Raw genomic sequence first — 22,055 nt, forward strand, 5'->3', positions numbered from 1 at the left:
ATTTTGTGTTATTAAAACTAACAGTTTATTGATAAATAAGTTAATATTTTGCTTCTTAAATAAATATGCATTGTATTATTAATAAATATGCTTATATTCATGTTACTATGTAATAATTAATTATTATATTACATTTTAAAATGTCTATTTATTTTTTATCAATCTGGAGGTTTGCATGCCTGTTGCTGCTAATAAACGTTCGGTAATAACATTATTTTCCGGTGAAAGTGATATATTTAGTCATCAAGTAAGAATTGTATTGGCAGAAAAAGACGTGAATTTTGAGATTGAGCATGTTAATAAAGATAATTTACCTCAAGATTTTATTGATTTAAATCCTTATCAAACAATCCCTACGTTAGTAGATAGAGAATTAATTTTGTATAATTCTCGAGTAATTATGGAGTATCTTGATGAGCGGTTCCCCCATCCGCCATTGATGCCAGTTTACCCTGTTGCTCGTGGTAATACCCGTTTGATGATGTACCGTATAGCAAAAGATTGGTATTCTTTAATGTATAAAATTCAAAAAAAAGATTCTCAATCTTGTTCTGCTAGGAAACAGTTAAAAGAAGAATTAATATCAATTTCTCCAATTTTTCAAGAGATGCGATTTTTTATGAGTGAGGAATTTAGTTTAGTAGATTGTTGTTTAGCTCCTTTTTTGTGGCGTTTGCCTGCTTGGAATATTGATATACCTCAAGAAAAAGAAACTGAAGGTATTAGATCTTATATGAAAAATGTATTTGATAGAGATTCTTTTCTCGCTTCATTAACTGATGCCGAACGTGAAATTCGTTTTATGAAAAATTAGTTTTTTGTAGGAGTATTTTATAATGTTACCACGTCGTCCTTATTTATTAAAAGCATATTATGACTGGATTCTTGATAATAATATGACACCTTATGTTATTATAAATGTAAATGTTTTCGGTGTGAAAATACCTATAGAATATGTAAAAAATGGACAAATTATTTTAAATATTAAACCTTCTGCAGTAAAAAATTTCAAGATGACTTATGATAAAATAAATTTTAGTGCTCGTTTTTGTGGTGTAGTTTGTTATATCGAAGTGCCTATTTCAGCCATCATTGCTATTTACGCTGTTGAAAATAGAGAAGGGATAATTTTTGAAAATGAGTATGAGTATGAATTTAATACAAATTCTGTGACTCACAAAAATAAGAAAATAAAATTAATTAACAAAAACAATAAAGATATTTCTTTATTAAATAAAGAAACAAGTAATCAATCTAAAACAATTTTTAATAATAAATCTCCTATATCATCACACGAAAGAAGAAAAATATTACGTATTATTAAATGAAATTTAAATTGTATATGTCTAAAAAATGATCATATTTTTTCTGTCCATTAAATTTTACATTTATATATATAAATATTGCAAATAGTCAATAAAAATGTGAGAAATGTGATTTATTAAGAATAAAAGTTTTTAATAATTAAAAATAGACATATGTGTAGTAATACTAAATACAAAAAATTTATATAATTTATATTATGATATAGTATGATGCATAAATCATTTTTTTATAAAAAAATGATTCAATTATAACTAAATCCTGTAAATACGTGTTTTACATCTTTTATATTACTGGCAATTTTTGCAACAATATCTCCTTCTTCTTGAGAAAGAATACCGAGTAAAAACACTTCACCATTTTCTGTTATCACTTTTACTGTTGATAATTTTATTAAATTATTAGAAAGTATTTTTAATTTTATTTGAATAGTTATCCATGTATCTTTTATAATTTTTATGAAATTAATAGGTTGTTCTACCCGAATTTCATTATAAACAGATTCAACTCCTTTTACGTTTATTACTATTTTTTTGGCTAGTTCACTTAAAAATAATTTAGGTGCTTGCCCGGTCAATAAAATACTTCCTTTATATGCAGTACTCACAATACGTGCATTTTTTTTTATTTCTTTATTTTTATTTAATGCTGATATAACACGGACTGCTAATGTTCCATCGTCAACTTGACGTCCTATGCTTCTTGGATCAGTTGCACTTTTTGTTAATATGGCAGCTGAGCTTATTATCGTTGTTTCAAGGCAACCTTGTATTAAAACACTACTGAATAATATTATTAAAAAAGATAATAGTTTTTTCATTATTATTTATTTAATCATCTTAATGTGGAAAAAGTGTATTGTCAATTAAGTCACATAAACAGTGAATTGTTAATAAATGAACCTCTTGGATTCTAATATTTCTTTTAGAAGGTATACGAATTTCTACATCTTTTTCTCCTAATAAACCAGCCAATTCCCCACCGTCATAACCTGTTAAAGCTATAATAGTCATATCACATATTAATGCTGTTTCTACTGCTTTTATGATAAAACGATTTTTTCCTTTGGTGGAAATAGCAAATAATATATCACCAGATTGACCTAATGCTCGTACTTGTTTAGCATATGCTTCTTCTTTTTGTTCGTTATTAATAGAATTAATAATAATATTATCTGTATTGAGACATAAAGCAGGAAGGCTTGGACGGTCAGCTTCAAATTGATTAATCATACTAGTTGTAAATCTTTGTGCAATAATTCCTGAACCACCATTACCACAACATAAAATTTTATTACCATTTAATAGAGCATTTACCATTATATTTGCTGCTTCAGAAATAGAATAAGGTAATATTTCTGCAGAAGAAATTTGTGTTTGAATACTTTCTATAAAAAAAGCTTTGATTTTCTTCAACACTTTAAGACCTACTTTTTAGTATTGTCAATAAATGAAATAATAGTTACTGAAAGTATCTAATTATCTTAAAATTAATATTTTATAATAAAAATACTATAAAATATCAGGTATTAAATATATTACTTTTAAGTAATTTTATTTTTTAATATTATAAATTTTTTGTTCCTTAAATTAATTTGGTTGAATTAAAAATATAAAAAACTTATATTAATAAATATATATGTTTTAATTTTTTCCTGTTTTATAATTTTTATAATAACAATATGTATATTAATAAAAAATTACAAGATGTTTTTTATGATAAATTGTTTTATTTTATATACAATAAAAAATTTGATTACAAATATATTTTTAAATATGAAATATTTATATTTTTTGTATGAAAAGTATTATAAAATTATAAAAATGATATTAGATTTTATAAATCTAGCTGTACTAATTTACATTATTTGTTTTTTTCTTATATGCTTTTTGTTAACAGTATTTTCTTTATAAAAAGAATACATATACAGATTAAAAAATATTCTTTTTTATCATTAATAACACTTTATATATGTTTTTTAAAAAATGTATTTTTAATGAAAACATAATTAATTATATATTTTTTTATATTTTTACAAGTATTTAATAAATATAAAAAATATATAAATTTGTTAAATATTTTATATAAATCAATAATTTAAAATTAAATATATTTTTATAAAATATTTGTATTGATTTTTGAAATATTTTTCAAAGTTCATGAATTGTGATTATTATTAGAAATTTTTTCTAAAAAAATTAATCCTTAATTGTTATTTGTGATAAGCATTATGATTTTTTAAAATATAATATTTAATAGATGTTATTGTATTTGATAATTTTTTATTTTAATTTACTTTTTTGATAAATAAATATATTTTTTAAATATCTTTTTTAAAAGTATTAAAATATAAAAAAATATATTTTTTATAAAAAGAATGTATTTTTTAAAATAGATAAGAACATATATTAATAGTATTATTAATGTTTTTTCCTATAAGTAATATTAAAAATATGGTTTTATTTAAAACATAAACTTTATTGTAAGATCAAATATATATTTTATCAAATCTTATCATATATCCAATTTTTTATGAAAAATTGGATAATAATTAATGTTTTTTGTAAAGAAAAAAAATTTATGAATAAAATTAGAACAACATGGATTTGATTTTAAAAATACATTTTTTGATTTTTATAAAATAATATATATTTAAATATATAGAAATATTAAAAAATTATTTTTTAGTGTATAACCAGTGAAAGTTGTTATGTTATAGAGGTAAAAATGTCATCCATATTATATATTGTACCCACTCCTATTGGTAATTTGGAGGATATTACTTTGCGTGCATTAAAGATTCTTCAAAATGTAGATCTTATTGCAGCCGAAGATACTCGGCATACAGGTTTCTTATTACAACATTTCTCTATTAATACACATATGATTTCTTTGCATGCTCATAATGAAAAAAATAAAACAGAAAAATTAATTAGTCAATTAAAGAACAAGAATGTGGCATTAGTTTCTAATGCAGGAACTCCATTAATTAATGATCCTGGATTTTATTTGGTAAAACGATGTCATCAAATTGGCATTAGAGTAGTGCCATTACCAGGATCTTGTGCAGCAATAGCTGCACTTTCTGCTTCTGGTATAAATTCAAACCGTTTTTGTTATGAAGGATTTTTGCCAGCGAAATCTAAAAGTAGACAAAATAGATTAAAAAATTTGGCTCATGAACCTAGAACATTAATTTTTTATGAATCACCTTATCGGTTATTAGATACATTAGTGGATATGGTATCTATTTTAGGTAGTGAACGTTATGTGATTTTAGCACGTGAATTGACAAAAATATGGGAATCTATTCATGGTTGTCCTGTAAAAAAATTATTGGATTGGGTAAAAGTTGATAAAAATCGAACTCGTGGAGAAATTGTATTAATCATTGAAGGTTATAAAGTACCTAAATATAATCATTATATTTCAGAGAATGTTATTAAAACATTAATCTTATTAAGAGAATCATTACCTTTAAATAAAGCAGCATCTATTACCGCAGAAATCTATGGTTTAAAAAAAAACTTATTGTATGAACATGTTATTAAAAATAGCACGATATAAAAAATATTATAATGTATATTATAAATGTTTATGCAAAATTTTAGAAAAACGTGTATACTTTAAAAGCTAAGTTAGCTAGACAATCGCTATTTTTCATTTTTTAATTCTAATTTTAAAATATGCAAATATAGAGGAAAGTCCGGGCTCCTTAGGGCAGGGTGCCAGATAACATCTGGGAGGGTAATCCTACGACTAGTGCAACAGAAAATAAACCGCCGATGACTATATTCAAACAGTACAGGTAAGGGTGAAAAGGTGTGGTAAAAGCACACCACACAATTGGTAACAATTTTGTGGTACGGTAAACTCCACCCGGAGCAAGGCCAAATAAAGGTTCATTAAATGCGGCCCGTATATTGAACCTGGGTAGGCCGCTCGAGTTAATACGTGAGTATTAACCTAGATGAATGGTTGTCCATGACAGAACCCGGCTTATTGATTAACTTGCAAAAAAAAGTAAAGCCCTAAATTGTATTTATTGCAATGGGCTTTATTATTTTTTGTATATTTATTTAAATATGATAATACTAAATTATCAAAATTTTCATATTAAAAAAAAGTTATTTCTAAAAACTCATGCATATTTTGTATAATCATTTCATAAAAAATATTCTTATATATAAAAAATAATGAATTCTTTGTTTGTTTAATCTAAGAATTTTTTAATATAACTGATATGTTGATAAATTGATTCTATTGTTATATATTGTACTACTAATAAATTTTTAATTTAAGATAAAAATTATATCAAAATCGATATATTAAATAATATTTAACATATAAAATAAAAGTATTTGTTTGTCTTTTAAAAAAACATAAAATTAATATTATTTTTAAAATAAAATTATTTTTAAGGAATAAAAATTTATAATAAATGAAAAGTATATGTGCTTAAATAAGAAAATTTTTTAAATAAATATTTTTTATGTAGTATTAAAATTAATTTTTAATATTTTTATTAATTTAAATAATATCCTTAATTTAGTTTAAAAGCTTAGTTTAAAAAATATCATTAATAAAATTTATAAAACAGCAATTAAAAGAAAATTAAGATTATTTTACTTTTTTTAAGATTACTATAATACTCCCTATAAGTCCTAAAAAAAATAATACGATAGGAATAATCATTAAGATATTCATTATTTGATGCTCATAATATTGGAATAGTAGACTTTTACCAAAAATACAACCAATAGTGGTTAAAATTAATACCCACAATAAACCACTAAGCCAATTAAAAAATTGAAAACGACCATTAGGTAATCCAGAAAGTCCAGCTATAGTTGGTAAAATTGTTCTGATAAAAGCAAGAAATCTACCAATCAGAAGAGCAGCCAATCCATGGCGATGAAATAAATTATAAGCACGTTGATGATAATTACTAGGTAAATGAGAGAGCCAACTTCGAACAATTATATTATTTCCCAACCATTTTCCCTGGAGATATGCAATCCAACAACCTAAACTGGCACCACTGGTCAAAATAATAATTGTTAATGAATAATTAATAATACATTTAGCTATTAATACTCCTACTAAAATAAGCAAACTGTCTCCGGGTAAAAATGCAGCAGGCAATATTCCATTTTCTAAAAATAATATAGAAAATAATATTATATAAATAAACCATACTAATGAAGGATTCATTAACATGTCATAATCTTGTTCCCAAAGTGCAAAAAAAAGTTCTTTGACTAATTTCATTAAATGTATTCCTAAATGCCATTATATTAGCAATATTGTTAATAATTATCTATATAATCTTTATATTAATATGTTTAATCATTATTAAAAAAAATAATGTTATGGTATGCTTTCAATAAATATTTTATAAGTGTAATTTATCAGAAATTAATGAAATATTTCATAAAAGTTATAAATAATTATATGATATTTTTCATAAAATAATTTTTCTATGAAAGATAATTTTTTATAATTGATTAATAATTTAAATGTATTTATTATTTTTTTTAAAAATATTTCATTAAACGAATGTTAATGAAAAAATCATAATTATTTTTTATCTTAAAAATAGTTTTCTATAAATAAAATATTATTAATTATTTAAATTTTACTAATAATTTGTATTATGAATATAAGTCGTTCTCATTGAGATAAATGATAAATATTTATTTTTCTATAAAAGATCAATCCATTTTTTGTTTTTAGAGATCAAAAATGTATTCTATTGCTACTCCTGTATTATGGTGGGTTTTTATTGTTTTTATTAGCATAATGTTTTTTGTTGATCTTTGTTTACAATACAACAATATCAATAAAACAATAAAACTAAAACAGGCTATTATTAGGAGTATTATTTGGATTCAAATAGTATTTTTATTTGCTTTATATTTTTGGTTTTACTTAAAACAATATACAACTCTTGAAATTGCAAATCATTATGTTATGGATTTCTTAACTAGTTATTTGCTAGAAAAAGCATTAGCTATTGATAATGTATTTGTTTGGATGATGCTGTTTAATTATTTTTCAATTCCAATTTATCTACAACACAAAGTACTTTTTTATGGTGTTTTTGGTGCTATTTTTTTACGCAGTGTTATGATTTTTGCAGGTACTTGGTTAATTACAAAATTTTATTGGATTTTTTATGTTTTTGGAATATTTCTAATATTTAGTGGTATTAAAATATTTTCTGTGATAGACAATATTAAAACAATTACGCAACAACCATTAATACAATGTATTACATCTCATTTACGCATAACAAATACATTATATGGAGAAAATTTTTTTATTCGTCAAAAAGGTATATTGTTTGGCACACCATTAATTTTAGTTTTAATGTTAGTTGAGATAAGTGATATTATTTTTGCATTTGATAGTATCCCTGCTGTTTTTTCAGTAACAATGGACCCTTTTATTGTATTTACCTCCAATTTATTTGCTATTTTAGGTTTGCGAGTAATGTATTTTGTATTATTAGGTATTGTAAAAAAATTTATTTTTTTTAAATATGGTATATCTTTTATTTTAATTTTTATTGGAATAAAAATGTTATTAACTAATCTTTTTTATATTCCAACAAGCATTTCATTGAGTATTATTATTAGTATTTTAGTAATAACATTATTTATTAATTATATTTTTATTAAAAAATAAAACATATTTTTCAGCAAAAATATTTTATAATGTTTTGGAAGATAATTGAAGTTAACAAGAGTACTATAAAAATTTTTTATATTCATTAAAAAAATTAATAGTTATCAAAAAAATAGTTTTTCTTTTGAAGAATTATAATAAATAAACTTAATAAAAAGTATATGGAAAAGATTGCATTATATAAATATATAAAATGGTATTCGTCTGAATACAAATAATACAAAATATTTTTTAATAAAAATTATTTTGTATTATTTGTTAATTTTTATATATTTTTTATTATGTTTTTATAGAATTATTTAAAAATTATTCATGATAAAGCATATAAATAATATTAATATAAGAATAAATAATATTAATATAAGAATATTAATAATTAATTAAGAATTATTCTAATTTGGAAACTTTATTTTTGATTTATTTTATAAAATCATTTTCTTTTTTATGAGAAAAAGATAGATTAATAAAAAAAATAATTTTTATTTGGTCAAATTATAATTATAAAGTATATAAAGATGTTGGTATTGTAAAAATAAATATTTATTTGTTCTTATAAATATAAATTCAATAATATGTATTTTTGATATTTTGCTTTTTATCTTTAACTTCATAAAAGTTTTTGATTTGGAATGAATCTTTAGTTTATAAAAACTAAAATATATTATCCATTATAAAATATTTATTTTGTGATAAATCTCTAAAAAATATTATTATTGATGATATATTACATGTCTATATCATACATTAATATAAATTGAAAACTATGTCTAAAAATATCACAATAAATTACGACAATATTAAAAAAATTATTAATATTATTGGCGGTAAAAATAATATAAATAATTTTACACACTGTTTAACCAGATTGCGTTTTATTTTGCATGATCCTAAAAAAGTAAATATAAAAGATTTAAAAAAATTGCCTGAAGTTAAAGGTTGTTTTAATCAGGCAGGACAATTACAAATTGTAATTGGTACTAATGTCAGTAAATATTATAAAATACTTCAAGAACAACTAATTTTTCAAGAAAGCAAGAAAGATAAAACAACATCTTTTAAAAAAAAGATGAAAATTCATACGACACTCATTGCAAATTTAGCAGAGATTTTTTTTCCATTATTACCTGCATTAGTCTGTGGGGGGTTATTATTAGGTATTAGAAATATTTTAGGTGAAATGCCAATAATAAATAATCAAGCATTATTAGAGTTTTATCCTATTTTAAAACCTATTTATGATTTTTTATGGTTACCTTGTGAAGCTATTTTCCATTTTTTACCAGTTGCGATTTGTTGGTCTACAGTAAAAAAAATAGGTGGAACACCTGTTTTAGGTATTATTCTTGGAATCACATTAGTTTCACCTCAATTAATGAATGCTTATAATCTAGGTACTCAATTACCTGATGTATGGGATTTTAGTGTATTTAGCATTCAAAAAGTAGGGTATCAAGCCCAAGTTATTCCTGCAATTTTTGCTGGATTATTTTTAAGTTGGTTTGAAATTTTTATACGTCGTTATATTCCTGATTTTTTACAATTTGTAATAGTTCCTATTATAACTTTAACTATTGCTCTTTTTGTTGCACATGGTATTTTAGGACCTATAGGTCGTTTCATAGGTAATGAAATTTCAGAAGTTGTAAAATTTATAATGTTTGGTAATTTTGCACCAATCGGATCTGCTATTTTTGGTTTTGCTTATTCATTATTAGTTATGACTGGTGTTCATCATATTACACTTGCGATTGATATGCAGATAATGCAAATACAAGGTGGAACGCCAATTTGGCCAATTATTGCTCTTTCAAATATTGCTCAAGCATCTGCTGTTGTAGGTATTATTATTATTAGTCGAAAAGAAAATGAACGTGAAATAACTATCCCAGCAGCAATTTCTGCTTATCTAGGTGTTACTGAACCTGCACTTTATAGTGTAAATCTTTATTATCGATTTCCTTTATTATGTGCAATGATAGGTTCTGCTTTTTCTGCTTTTTTTTGTGGTATATTCGGTGTTCTTTCTAATGGAATTGGTGTAGGAGGATTGCCTGCTATTCTTTCTATTCAACCAGTTTATTGGTTAGTTTATTCATTTGCTATAATATTTGCGATTGTTGTTCCTATTATATTAACGATAATAATTTATAGGTATCAACAACGTAAAGGTACACTTATTTCTAATTAAAGGATTATTTAATAAATATATTTTAAATAGTGAATTGTAAAGATGAATTATTTGCATGTTACTTTTAAAGCAAAAGAGTTAATGGTTTATCAAACTAAAATAAATTATAAATTTTATCCTATAATTTATGAAAGAATTAATAAGTTAGATTTGTTTAAATTAATTCAACAGATTAAATTAGATTTTCCTAATATTCAAGGTGGAACATTAAAAGGAAAGTTATTATCATATTATTCAATTTTTTGCATAAAAATTGCTAATGAAGATATTATTGATATGGAAAAAAGTTTTTCAGAAATATTTAATGTGCCTTTTATAAGAAAAAATATTTTATTAGATGATGGTGAAGAAACTTTAAGAATGGCTTTGGCAGAAAAACAACGCAGAATAACTTGGAGTATTGATTATTGTGGATATCATTCAGGAAAAACAGAATATACCACCGAATCTTTGTTGACAGTAGCTAATGGATATGTAGGTTTGCGTGGTACATTACCAGAGATGAGCATCAGTGATGATACTTATCCAGCTACTTATCTTGCAGGTTTGTATAATCAATCTATTTCTGAAATAAGTGGACATCAAGTGCATAATGAAGATTTTGTAAATGCTCCAAATGCACAATATATTTCATTGTCTATTGGTAATAGTAAATTTCTTAATCTTACTGATTTTAATATTCTTTCTCTTTATCGGCGATTAGATTTTATGACAGGGGTATTATTTAGTGAATTACAAATTGAAGATGAAAAAGGACGTCAAATAAAAATACAATCTAGAAAATTTACTAATATGGCACGGATGACACATTATAGTATTGAATACCAATTTTGTCCTTTAAATTTTTCAGATAAAATAACAATCTGCACTAAAACAGATGGTGGAACTTTTAATTATGGTGTTGAACGTTATCGATATCTTAATTGTCATCATTATACAATAAAAAATTTAATTGCCAATAAACATAAAACTTATTTATTAGCACAAACTAATCAAACTGAAATAGGTATTGGGATTTCTACTGAAATTAATGGAGATTTTTTTGATTCTGATAATGTCAAAAACATAATCAATAAAAATAATATTGTTCAAAAAATAGTGTTTTTTGCACAAGAAAATAAATTCTATACTTTAGAAAAAAATGTAGCTATTGCTATTTCTACTGTTTTTGATCAAGATTTAGAAAAAGTAACTTTATGGGAGCTTCCTAATTTTTCTATACAATTAGCAGAAAGTCAGATCGCTTGGAAAACACTTTGGGATGAAAGTGATATTGTTATTTCTGGGGATATGATGACACAAAAATTACTGCATTTACATACTTATCATTTGTTATCTTCATGTTCTCCTTTAAGTAATGGAAAATATAAATTAGATGTTTCTGTCACTGCTAGAGGTTTACATGGAGAAGCTTATCGTGGACATATTTTTTGGGATGAAATATTTATTTTGCCATTTTATATTATGCATTTTCCTGAAACTGCTCGTCAATTACTTATGTATCGTTATAGAAGATTATCAGCAGCAAAACATGCAGCAAAAATTGCAGGTTATCAAGGTGCTATGTTTCCTTGGCAATCAGGTCATGATGGTACTGAACAAACACAAACATTGCATATAAATCCATTAACAGGACAATGGGATCCTGATCATAGTTATCTACAATGTCATATTTCATTGACTATTGCTTATAATATTTGGTTATATTGGTTAAATACTGCAGATAAATCGTTTATGATTCAATTTGGTTTTGAATTATTAATTGAAATTGCCAAGTTTTGGATAAGCAAAGCAGTATGGAATCATAAGAGCAACCGATACCATATTGATGGTGTAATGGGACCAGATGAATTTCATGAATATAGTGCAGGTAATAAAAAAGCAGGTTTAAAAGATAATGCTTATACTAATTTGATGGTTTCATGGTTATTCAATCAAATTGAAATGATAGTTTCATCTTTTTCTCAAAAAGAATTAAACCATATTGTTAATAAAGTTCATATAGATAAATATTTTTGGAAAAAAATAAAAGATATAAAAACAAAATTGGTTTTATCCATTAATGATGAAAATATTATAGGACAATTTGACGGTTATTTTTTGCTTGAAGAAATGGATTGGAAAAAATATAGGAATAAATATGGTAATATTTATCGCTTAGATAGAATATTGCGTGCTGAAGGAAAATTATCTGATAATTATAAAATTACTAAACAAGCAGATTTATTAATGATATTTAATAATTTTAGTCAGGATGTTGTAAAAAAAATATTAAAAAGTATGAATTATTCTATGCCTGATAATTATGTAGAAAAAAATTTTAATTATTACTTTCCTCGTACATCTCATGGATCAACTTTATCTCGTATTGTTCATGCTGCGTTAGCTGAAAATATCAAATTGCATGCTTTATCTTGGAAATTATACAAAGATTCTTTGTTTTCTGATTATCAAGATATTCAAGGGGGTACAACATCAGAAGGAATTCATACTGGTGTAATGGCAGCTACTCTTAATATGACAATTATGACATACGGTGGTGTAGATATTCGGCAATCATTATTAAAAATTAATCCTTCATTACCTCCACATTGGCAACACATACAATTTAAAGTATGGCATTTAGGAGTTAATTATAAATTTTTAATTACTCAAAACAAATTATCTGTAATTTCTAATAAAAATACTAAAATACAAGTAGGTTCACAAAAGTATAAAATTTTTATTAATAAAATGCTGCATATTAATTATAAAAATGAGGTATTTTCATGATAAAAGGTATGATCTTCGATCTTGATGGAGTTATTGTTGATACTGCTTTTTATCACTTTAAAGCTTGGCAATATCTTGCGAAAGAAATTAATATTAGTTTTGATTCAATGTTTAATGAAACCTTAAAAGGGATTAGTAGAAGTCAATCACTAGAAAGAATTTTACTGCATGGTAATAAAGCGAACACTTTTTCTTATGAAGAAAAGCAGTTTTTGATGAATAAAAAAAATGATTTTTACATAAAATTATTATGGAAATTGACAAAAAAAAATATTTTGCCAGGTGTATTATCTTTTATTAAAACAGCTAATAAACATAAAGTTCTTTGTGCTATAGCTTCTTCTTCTCAAAATGCTGGGATGATTTTAAAAAAACTAAATATCAAAAAATATTTTGATGTAATTGTAGATCCGCTTTCTTTATCAAAAGGAAAGCCTGATCCAGAAATTTTTTTATCAGCTGCTAATTTGATTAATGTGTTGCCTGATGAAGCGGTAGGTTTTGAGGATTCACAAGCAGGAATTGAGGCTTTAAATAAAGCAAATATTTTTTCTGTAGGAATATCACCAAAAAAAAAATTAATTGGTGCTAGTTTACAAGTGAATTCTTTTAAAGAAATTAATTTTAAAAAACTTATAAGAATATAAGGAAGATATTAATATATTTTTTTAAAACAAATAATTTTGATTTATAATCAATAAAACAATAAATAAGAAATTTAAAGATTTTATATCAGTATATTTAAATCATTACACGTTATAATGTTAATTACATTAATATAATATAGTAACATAGATTAATTTATAACTTTTTTATAGATTTGATATATAAAAATTTTATATAAATAAGTTTTATATATAACAACATATTGTTTTGTATGTATCTTAATATATATATTTTTAATATTTTATAAAACTGATAATTATATAATATATGAAATTATAATTATACACTATAGTATAATTCAAACTCCAATGGATGAGGTGCCATATTTATACGTTTGACATCATCTTTTAATAAATTAATATAAGCATTAATTGTTTCATCGGTAAAAACTCTATCACGTTTTAAAAATTGACGATCTATATCTAAAGCATTTAATGCTACTTCAAGTGAGGTAGCCACACTCGGAATTTTTTTGACTTTTTCTAATGGTAATTCATATAAGTTTTTTTCGATTGCTTGACCTGGAAGAATTTTATTGATTATTCCATCTAAACCTGCCATAAGTTGAGAAGAAAAAGCTAAATATGGATTAGCTGCTGGATCTGGAAAACGTACTTCAATACGTGATTCTAAAGGATTGTCAACCATTGGAATTCGAATAGAAGCTGATCGATTACGTATGGAATAATTTAAAATTATTGGTGCTTCAAAACCAGGTACTAAACGTTTATAAGAATTTGTTGTTGGATTAGTAAATGCATTTAAAGCATGTGCATGTTTAATAATCCCACCAATATAATATAGTGCTATTTCAGAAAGTCCTCCATATTGATTACCAGCAAACAAATTAGTAATATTTTTTTTTAATGAAATATGACAATGCATTCCAGATCCATTATCACCTATTAAAGGTTTAGGCATAAATGTTGCTGTTTTACCAAAAGAATCTGCAATATTATGTACTACATATTTATATATTTGTATTTCGTCTGCTTTTTTTGTCATACTATTAAAACGAGTAGCGATTTCATTTTGACCTGCAGTGGCTACTTCATGATGATGTGCTTCAACTACTAATCCCATTTTTTCCATAGTACAAGACATGGCTGAACGCATATTTTGTGCAGAATCAATAGGAGGTACAGGAAAATAACCTCCTTTAATTTTTGGACGATGACCTTTATTGCCATTTTTATAAAATATACCAGAATTCCAAGGTGCTTCTATATCGTCAATGCAATAATAAGCGCTAGAAATATTATTATGAAAACGAATATCATCAAATAAAAAAAATTCAGGTTCAGCTCCAAAGATTGCAAAATCTGCTATTCCACTATTACGTAAAAATTTTTCTGCACGTTTAGAAATTGAACGAGGATCTCTTTCATAACCTTGATTTGTATTTGGTTCTAAAATATCGCAGCGAATAATTAGGGTAGGATCGCTAAAAAAGGGATCTAATATTGCTGTTTTTGGATCAGGCATAAGAATCATATCTGATTCATGAATTTCTTTCCAACCTGCAATAGCTGATCCGTCAAATATTTTACCTTTTTCAAAAAAAAATTCATTAATTTGGTGACTAGGAATACTAATATGTTGTTCTTTCCCCCTTGTATCAGTAAAACGTAAATCAATATATTTCACATGATATTCTTGAATCATGGATAAAATATGTTTAATAAACATAAAATGCCCTCCATGGGAATTTTATTTTTAATCAAGATAATATATACTATATATTTTTTTATTTGTAAAAAATAATACTATTTTTTGATAAAAATATTTTAAGAAAATTTAACAGTTGCATAAATATAAATGAAATAATACTTTTTTTATTTTAATAATATATATTTTTTTTTCAAAAAATATCATAAACTAATAATAAATTATTGTTATTTTGATTAAATGTTGTTTTAGGTTATTTAATAAATAAGCATCTATGTATAAAAAAATATAATTTATGTAATAAAAATATATAAAATTTTTATCTTGAATAAAGATATCTTATTGTAATTTTTTAAATAAAATAGTATATGCTTCATAAAAAAATATTTTCATAAAAGATTATTAAATAATATTTCTGTATCAGAAGATATGCTTTCATAATTGCATTATGAATTTTTATTTTCTGTAAAATTATCACAAAAAATACGGCATTTTTTATGGTTTTTTTAATGTTTCATGTTTGATTAATTATATTTTTTATTGATAAAAAATATGAATTAAAAAAGACGATTTAAGCCATTAAATGCAGCTACACGAAATGCTTCCGCCATTGTTGGATAATTAAAAGTAGTATTAATAAAATATTCAATAGTATTACCTTTGTTTTTTTGTTCCATAATTGCTTGGCCAATATGAATAATTTCTGCTGCACGTTCACCAAAACAGTGAATACCTAATATTTTTAATGTTTCACGATGAAATAATATTTTTAAACTTCCGACATTCATTCCAGCTATTTGAGCTCTGGCTAAATCTTTAAATTGAACTCGGCCAACTTCATAAGGGATTTTCATGCTAGTTAATTGTTGTTCGGTTTGTCCTATAGAACTGATTTCAGGAATAGTATATATCCCCGTAGGGATATTTTTAATTACATGTATATTTCTACTATGATTACCAGTTATAATTTTACGTGCAACTAGACGACCTTGATTATAAGCAGCTGATGCTAAGCTGGGATATCCAATAACGTCACCAACAGCATAAATATTTTTATTATTTGTACAATAGGATAAATTTACTTTGATTAAGTTTCTTTTGTCAACAGTGATAGGGATATTTTCTAGTTTTAAATTATCTGTATTTCCTGTACGCCCATTAGCATATAATAAACAGTCAGCTTTTACTTTTTTCCCTGATTTAAGATGGATAATGACACCATCTTCTTTTCCTTCTATTTTTTCATATTCTTCATTGTGTCGAATAACGATACCATTATTCCAAAAATGGTATGATAAAGCATCTGACATTTCTTGATCTAAAAATGATAATAAATAATTACGGGTATTAATCAAATCAACTTTAACACCTAATCCTCTAAAAATTGAAGCATATTCACAACCGATAACGCCGGCACCATAAATAACAACATGACGCGGTTCATTATTTAAATTTAAAATAGAATCGCTATTATAAATACGTGAATGTTCAAAATCAACATCAGGTGGGCAATAAGGTCGAGAACCAGTTGCAATAATTATGATTTCGCCATATAAAATATCGTAAGAACCATCTTCATAAGAAATTTTCAACGTATGTTCATTAATGAAAGAAGCTTCACCAATAAATATATTGCAACCATTTCTTTCATAAAATCCTTGTCTCATTTGTACTTGTTTATTAATTACAGTTTCTGCTTGTTTAAGAATTTCAAAAAAAGAAGATCTTAAAATGCTAGATTTATTACTATATAAAGAATTTTGATTAAATTCAATAATTCTACTGACTGCGTGTCTTAGTGCTTTTGAGGGTATAGTTCCCCAATGAGTACAGCCACCACCGATTTTTTGATAACGCTCAATAACTGCAACTTTTTTTCCTTTTTTTACTAAACCCATTGCAGTCCCCTCTCCTCCAGGACCAGAACCTATAACAATCATATCAAATTTTATGTGTGACATTGTTTTATAACCTATTATTTATTTAAAGATACATAAATAACTCTGTTAGAAATTTGTTATAGTGATATTGATCATGTAACATTTGACGTTTGTTTTTTATTTTTTTTAGAAGATCTATTAAATTATTCTCAAGTAATATTATAAGTAGTTAAGAGTAAAACAAAAGCATAACTGTATTTTTTATAAATGATATTTTTTACTTAGCTTTTATTTTTCATAAAATGCTAATTAAATTCTAATTTTATAGTTTTTTTATATCTTAGCGCTTATATGTAAAATATTTAGAGAAGTAAATATTATTTTTTTATTTTTTCATAAATATTTTTGAGTTAATTATAGCTAATAATTATCTATTTTAAATTAACTTTTTATCGTGTATTGCATTAATTTGTAATTTAAATATTAATATTTTTTTAAATTTCTATGTAAAATTTTTATGTAAAATATAGAATTATGATTCGTATATTTTTTATAAAATTTTTTAACAATACAATTTTTTAAATGTTAAATATATTTATTAAATTTTAATTTTAAATTTTTAGCAAGATATAAGAATAAAAAGATTAAACTTCTGATTATTTGCAATAAAAAATATATCTTATAATATCATTCTATTACAGTTTTATTAAACTAGTATAGTTATTTTATATCAATTCTTTAAAAAATATTTTAAATATGCAATCAAGAACACAAAATTTGTTAAAGTAATTTCTTTAAAGGTTGTAATTTTTTAAGCAATTTTTATTAAATTATTTTTAATAAAAAATATTTTCTATATATAAAAATTATTATTTAAATTTTGCATATTAATTTTGATACTAAGTTAAGGTAATTTTCAATTTAGATTTTTTAAAAAAAATATGTATGTTAATAAAAATTTATTTTTATTGATTTTTGAATAACTTATTTTTATATTATTTTAATAAAATTATTCATTAAAAATAATTTTGTTAAGATAAATATTCTGTATAATAAAAATTATGATTAATAGATGAATTATGCGATTATTTGATATATAAATTATAAAATTTTGTATATCAAATATTATATTTTAAATTATGATATAATAAATATTATGATTATTGCATTTTAATCACTATAAAAATAAAATAGATTATGTATTTTAATTAATATACATAATATAAAAATTTTTTTAAATAATTTAATATATTTTAAATAAATATAATTTTTATCAATAAAGTTTTTATGATTTATATTTATTTAATATACAAATAAAAAATCATGATAGTTTTAAAAAAATATTTAAAAATCATACTAATGAAATCTTCATATCAAATTATTAAATAAAAATATATTTTAAAATAGGTAGTTATAATGACACCAAAAATCAAAATCATAATTGTAGGTGGTGGAGCGGGAGGACTGGAACTTGCAACTAAATTAGGGAATACTTTAGGTAAAAAAAATAAAGCTGAAATTATATTGGTAGATTGTAACCCAAGTCATTTATGGAAACCACTGCTTCATGAAGTAGCGGCCGGATCTTTAGATTATTCTGTTGATGCCATCAGTTATTTAGCACATGCTAGTAATCATTACTTTCATTTTCAATTAGGTTCTTTGACAAATATTGATCGTAAAAAGAAAACTATTACATTAGAAATAATACATGATAAAAAAGGGAAAGCATTAATTTCTGAAAAAAAATTAGATTTTAATATTTTAGTTATGGCTTTGGGTAGTGTTTCTAATGATTTTTCTATCGATGGTGTAAAAGAAAATTGTATTTTTTTAGATAATCCTGATGAAGCACATCGATTTCATAGTGAGATGCTTAATTTATTTTTTAACTATACAAATCAAAAAAAAGTAAACAACAAGAAAAATATAATTAATGTTGTAATAGTAGGAGGTGGTGCAACTGGGGTAGAATTATGTGCTGAACTGTATAATACTATAAAACAATTAATTAATTGTGGTTTTTTAAAAAAAATTAAAAAAGATATACTCAATGTAACTTTAATTGAAGCTGGAGAGCGGATATTACCAGCATTACCTCTTCGAATTTCTACGATAGTTCATAATGAGTTAAAAAAATTAGGTGTATGTATTTTAACAAGAACAATGGTTACGAAAGCAAATACTGATGGATTTTATACTCAATTAGGGAAAAAAATTGACGCAGATCTAATGGTTTGGGTTGCTGGAATTAAAGCACCAGATTTTATGCAAAAAATTGGTGGATTAAAAACTAATAAAATTAATCAATTGTTTGTGAAATCAACATTACAAACAACTTTAGATAACTCTATTTTTGCAATTGGTGATTGTGCATGTTGTTCGAAAAAAGATGGTGGATTTGTACCACCTCGTGCTCAAGCAGCTCATCAAATGGCAACTTTATGTTATAAGAATATTCTTGCTTTAATGCAAGGTAAAGAATTAAAAGATTATACATATAAAGATTATGGTTCATTAATTTCATTATCTCATTTTGCTACTATCGGTAGTTTAATGGGAAATTTAATGCGAAGTAATATGATGATCAAAGGTAGAATTGCTCGTATAATGTATATTTTATTATATCGCATGCATCAAATTGTATTGCATGGTTATTTAAAAACTGGATTGATAATTTTAGTAAACAATATTAATCGTATTATACGTCCAAAATTAAAATTATATTAATTGTATGTATTTGTTGCTTTTGTTGCAAAAAATAAATTTGATTAATAATATTAATTTTTTAGTTATTTAAAAAATTTATTAATTTTTTTATGAAGGATAATCTTATATCATAATCAAATATTTGATAAATAAATTTTAATTTGTTGTTTCTATCTAATTGGTAAGTATCAGGTTTATCTTCCAATAATTTAATAATATAATGCGTGTTTATTTTATTTTTTTTGTGAAATTCGATAAATCCACCTTTTTCGTTTGCTTCTATTTTTTTGATACCCAAATCATGAGCCTGTATCCGAATTGCACTAAATTCTATAAATTGTTTTGCTAAAAGAGGTAAAGGACCGAATTGATAAATTATTTCAATTTTTAATTTATTTAATTCTTTTTCCGTTTTAGCATTAGCTATTTTTTTATAAAATGATAATCTGATATTAACATCTCGAATATAATTTTCTGGAAAGAAAAGAGGTATTTTTAATTCAATTTCAGTTTTTTGATTATTTATTTCTTCTAAAGAAGGTTCTTTTCCATTTTTTAAACTATTAATGACATTTTTTAAAAGTTTCACATAAAAAGTATATCCAATAGTAAAAATATGTCCACTTTGTTCTGCACCAAGTAATTCTCCTGCTCCTCTAATTTCTAAATCATGAGTAGATAATGAAAAACAGGAACCAAGATCTTTAACTAATTTAATTGCTTCAAAACGTTTTTTTGCGTTAACAGTAATCAATTCAGGATCAGTTATTAAAAAATAAGCATAAGCTTGATGATAAGAACGTCCTACTCTTCCACGTAATTGATATAATTGTGCTAGACCGAAATAATCAGCACGTTCAACGATTATAGTGTTTACATTAGGAATATCAATTCCCATTTCAATAATTGTAGTACAAATTAATACATTAAAACGATGATGATAAAAATCTATCATTGTATGTTCTAAATCTATTTTTGACATCTTTCCATGTCCAATAATAAAAGTAGCTTCAGGTACTAATTTAGCTAATCGGTCTTTTGTTTTTTCTATATTTTTAACATCATTAAACAAATAATAAACTTGTCCACCTCGTAAAATTTCATGTAAAATAGCTTTTCGTACAATCAAGTCATTATATTGATAAACAAATGTTTTAATAGGTAATCTCCAAGATGGAGGGGTAGAAATAATAGATAAATCACGCATACCATTCATTGCTATGTGTAGTGTTCTGGGAATTGGTGTTGCAGTTAATGTTAATATATCAATATTTCTTTGTATTGCTTGAATTAATTCTTTATGACGTACGCCAAAACGGTGTTCTTCGTCAATTATTAATAATCCTAGTTTTTGCCAATGAATGTTATTTCTTAGTAATTTATGTGTACCAATTACTATATCTACTTCTCCTTTAGTAATTTTATTGATGATTTCTTTTTGTTTTTTTTTATTTTGTAAGCGTGATAACATTTCAATTCGTGTTGACCATTTTGAAAAACGTTCAGAAAAATTATCGAAGTGTTGTTTAGCTAATAAAGTTGTTGGAACTAATACTGCAACTTGTAGATTATTAGTTATTGCTAAAAAAGCTGCTCGTATGGCAACTTCAGTTTTACCAAATCCGACATCACCACAAATTAAACGATCCATAGCAATTGGTTGACTCATATCAGATAAAACGTTTTCAATTGCTTTTTCTTGATCAGTTGTTGTTTTAAATGGAAAATTTTTGCAAAATAATTGATATTGTATTTTATTAAATTTAAAGGCAAATCCAGGTTTTATAGCGCGTTGTGCATGAATATCTAATAATTCTGCTGCTATATCGCGCATTTTTTTTATAGCTTTTTTTTTTGCTTTAATCCAAACATTTCCACCTAATTTATGTAATGGTGCATTTTCATTACTAATATTTGTATTATAATAATGACTAATCAAATTTAATGATGAAACAGGAACATAAAGTAAATCATCATTGGCATAAGTCAGTATTAAGTATTCATTTTTGATATCTCCAGTTTTTAAAATTGTTAAACCTTGATATCTTCCAACACCATGTTGCATATGAACTAACGGTTGCCCGATTGTAAATTCTGAAATATCATAATCAACAATATCAGTATGAATGATTTGAGGTATTTTAATATTATTTTGCATT

The 22,055-nt window shown here is 24.1% G+C and carries 14 protein-coding genes and 1 other RNA gene; 9 read left to right on the forward strand and 6 right to left on the reverse strand.

Features of this window, described 5'->3' with window-relative positions; genetic code table 11:
• The first annotated feature begins 175 nt into the window (after positions 1-175).
• Together sspA and ABNS14_RS01610 are read left to right on the forward strand one after the other, a co-directional pair.
• A complete protein-coding gene (sspA, locus tag ABNS14_RS01605) occupies positions 176-814 on the forward strand; it encodes a stringent starvation protein SspA (protein WP_348666626.1) in 639 nt (212 codons plus the stop codon).
• A 22-nt stretch (positions 815-836) separates the two neighbouring features.
• The gene (locus ABNS14_RS01610) at positions 837-1,328 is read left to right on the forward strand and encodes a ClpXP protease specificity-enhancing factor (protein WP_348666627.1); all 492 of its coding nucleotides are present in this window, start codon (positions 837-839) and stop codon (positions 1,326-1,328) included.
• Positions 1,329-1,567: 239 nt separating this feature from the next.
• Here ABNS14_RS01610 and dolP read toward each other — a convergent pair whose 3' ends face one another.
• Positions 1,568-2,143 carry a division/outer membrane stress-associated lipid-binding lipoprotein gene (dolP, locus tag ABNS14_RS01615; protein WP_348666628.1) on the reverse strand — a complete coding sequence of 192 codons (576 nt, stop codon included), beginning with the start codon at positions 2,141-2,143 and terminating at the stop codon, positions 1,568-1,570.
• 19 nt (positions 2,144-2,162) lie between these two features.
• The gene (locus ABNS14_RS01620; RefSeq protein WP_348666629.1) at positions 2,163-2,741 is read right to left on the reverse strand and encodes an SIS domain-containing protein; all 579 of its coding nucleotides are present in this window, start codon (positions 2,739-2,741) and stop codon (positions 2,163-2,165) included.
• A gap of 1,309 nt (positions 2,742-4,050) precedes the next feature.
• Here ABNS14_RS01620 and rsmI point away from each other — a divergent pair.
• Together rsmI and rnpB are read left to right on the forward strand one after the other, a co-directional pair.
• Positions 4,051-4,890 (forward strand): 16S rRNA (cytidine(1402)-2'-O)-methyltransferase, encoded by an 840-nt coding sequence (rsmI, locus tag ABNS14_RS01625; protein WP_348666630.1) that lies wholly within the window; start codon positions 4,051-4,053, stop codon positions 4,888-4,890.
• Positions 4,891-4,957: 67 nt separating this feature from the next.
• Positions 4,958-5,341: RNase P RNA component class A (gene rnpB, locus ABNS14_RS01630), an RNA gene on the forward strand.
• Between the two features lie 602 nt (positions 5,342-5,943).
• On the opposite strand, the gene ABNS14_RS01635 is transcribed toward rnpB, so the two are convergent.
• A complete protein-coding gene (locus ABNS14_RS01635; protein ID WP_348666631.1) occupies positions 5,944-6,594 on the reverse strand; it encodes a DedA family protein in 651 nt (216 codons plus the stop codon).
• A gap of 474 nt (positions 6,595-7,068) precedes the next feature.
• On the opposite strand from ABNS14_RS01635, the gene ABNS14_RS01640 reads away from it, so the two are divergent.
• The 4 genes from ABNS14_RS01640 to pgmB all read left to right on the forward strand — a co-directional run bounded on the left by ABNS14_RS01640 (position 7,069) and on the right by pgmB (position 13,620).
• Entirely contained in the window at positions 7,069-8,013 is a 945-nt protein-coding gene (locus tag ABNS14_RS01640) for a TerC/Alx family metal homeostasis membrane protein (RefSeq protein ID WP_348666632.1), read from the forward strand.
• Between the two features lie 763 nt (positions 8,014-8,776).
• On the forward strand, positions 8,777-10,201 hold the full coding sequence (gene treB, locus ABNS14_RS01645; RefSeq protein ID WP_348666633.1) for a PTS trehalose transporter subunit IIBC: 1,425 nt from the start codon (positions 8,777-8,779) through the stop codon (positions 10,199-10,201).
• 42 nt (positions 10,202-10,243) lie between these two features.
• Positions 10,244-12,973 carry a glycoside hydrolase family 65 protein gene (locus ABNS14_RS01650; RefSeq protein ID WP_348666634.1) on the forward strand — a complete coding sequence of 910 codons (2,730 nt, stop codon included), beginning with the start codon at positions 10,244-10,246 and terminating at the stop codon, positions 12,971-12,973.
• Positions 12,970-13,620, forward strand: a complete 651-nt coding sequence (gene pgmB, locus ABNS14_RS01655) for a beta-phosphoglucomutase (RefSeq protein ID WP_348666635.1) — start codon at positions 12,970-12,972, stop codon at positions 13,618-13,620. The genes ABNS14_RS01650 and pgmB overlap by 4 nt, the downstream gene beginning before the upstream one ends.
• A 298-nt stretch (positions 13,621-13,918) precedes the next feature.
• Here pgmB and glnA read toward each other — a convergent pair whose 3' ends face one another.
• Both glnA and sthA read right to left on the reverse strand, forming a co-directional pair.
• Entirely contained in the window at positions 13,919-15,328 is a 1,410-nt protein-coding gene (gene glnA, locus ABNS14_RS01660; protein WP_348666636.1) for a glutamate--ammonia ligase, read from the reverse strand.
• Between the two features lie 536 nt (positions 15,329-15,864).
• A complete protein-coding gene (gene sthA, locus ABNS14_RS01665; RefSeq protein WP_348666637.1) occupies positions 15,865-17,268 on the reverse strand; it encodes a Si-specific NAD(P)(+) transhydrogenase in 1,404 nt (467 codons plus the stop codon).
• Positions 17,269-18,600: 1,332 nt separating this feature from the next.
• On the opposite strand from sthA, the gene ABNS14_RS01670 reads away from it, so the two are divergent.
• Positions 18,601-19,917 (forward strand): NAD(P)/FAD-dependent oxidoreductase, encoded by a 1,317-nt coding sequence (locus ABNS14_RS01670; RefSeq protein WP_348666655.1) that lies wholly within the window; start codon positions 18,601-18,603, stop codon positions 19,915-19,917.
• Between the two features lie 58 nt (positions 19,918-19,975).
• Here the strand turns inward: ABNS14_RS01670 and mfd are convergent, their stop codons facing one another.
• Entirely contained in the window at positions 19,976-22,054 is a 2,079-nt protein-coding gene (mfd, locus tag ABNS14_RS01675) for a transcription-repair coupling factor (RefSeq protein ID WP_348666638.1), read from the reverse strand.
• Between the last annotated feature and the right edge of the window lies 1 nt (position 22,055).

It is taken from the genome of Arsenophonus symbiont of Ornithomya chloropus, assembly GCF_964026495.1.
In the GTDB taxonomy this organism is placed as follows: Bacteria; Pseudomonadota; Gammaproteobacteria; order Enterobacterales; family Enterobacteriaceae; genus Arsenophonus.

Coding starts and splice junctions, on each gene's coding strand:
- sspA (WP_348666626.1), top strand. CDS start 176: ATGCCTGTTGCTGCTAATAAACGTTCGGTAATAACATTATTTTCCGGT.
- ABNS14_RS01610 (WP_348666627.1), top strand. CDS start 837: ATGTTACCACGTCGTCCTTATTTATTAAAAGCATATTATGACTGGATT.
- dolP (WP_348666628.1), bottom strand. CDS start 2,143: ATGAAAAAACTATTATCTTTTTTAATAATATTATTCAGTAGTGTTTTA.
- rsmI (WP_348666630.1), top strand. CDS start 4,051: ATGTCATCCATATTATATATTGTACCCACTCCTATTGGTAATTTGGAG.
- ABNS14_RS01635 (WP_348666631.1), bottom strand. CDS start 6,594: ATGAAATTAGTCAAAGAACTTTTTTTTGCACTTTGGGAACAAGATTAT.
- ABNS14_RS01640 (WP_348666632.1), top strand. CDS start 7,069: ATGTATTCTATTGCTACTCCTGTATTATGGTGGGTTTTTATTGTTTTT.
- treB (WP_348666633.1), top strand. CDS start 8,777: ATGTCTAAAAATATCACAATAAATTACGACAATATTAAAAAAATTATT.
- ABNS14_RS01650 (WP_348666634.1), top strand. CDS start 10,244: ATGAATTATTTGCATGTTACTTTTAAAGCAAAAGAGTTAATGGTTTAT.
- pgmB (WP_348666635.1), top strand. CDS start 12,970: ATGATAAAAGGTATGATCTTCGATCTTGATGGAGTTATTGTTGATACT.
- glnA (WP_348666636.1), bottom strand. CDS start 15,328: ATGTTTATTAAACATATTTTATCCATGATTCAAGAATATCATGTGAAA.
- sthA (WP_348666637.1), bottom strand. CDS start 17,268: ATGTCACACATAAAATTTGATATGATTGTTATAGGTTCTGGTCCTGGA.
- mfd (WP_348666638.1), bottom strand. CDS start 22,054: ATGCAAAATAATATTAAAATACCTCAAATCATTCATACTGATATTGTT.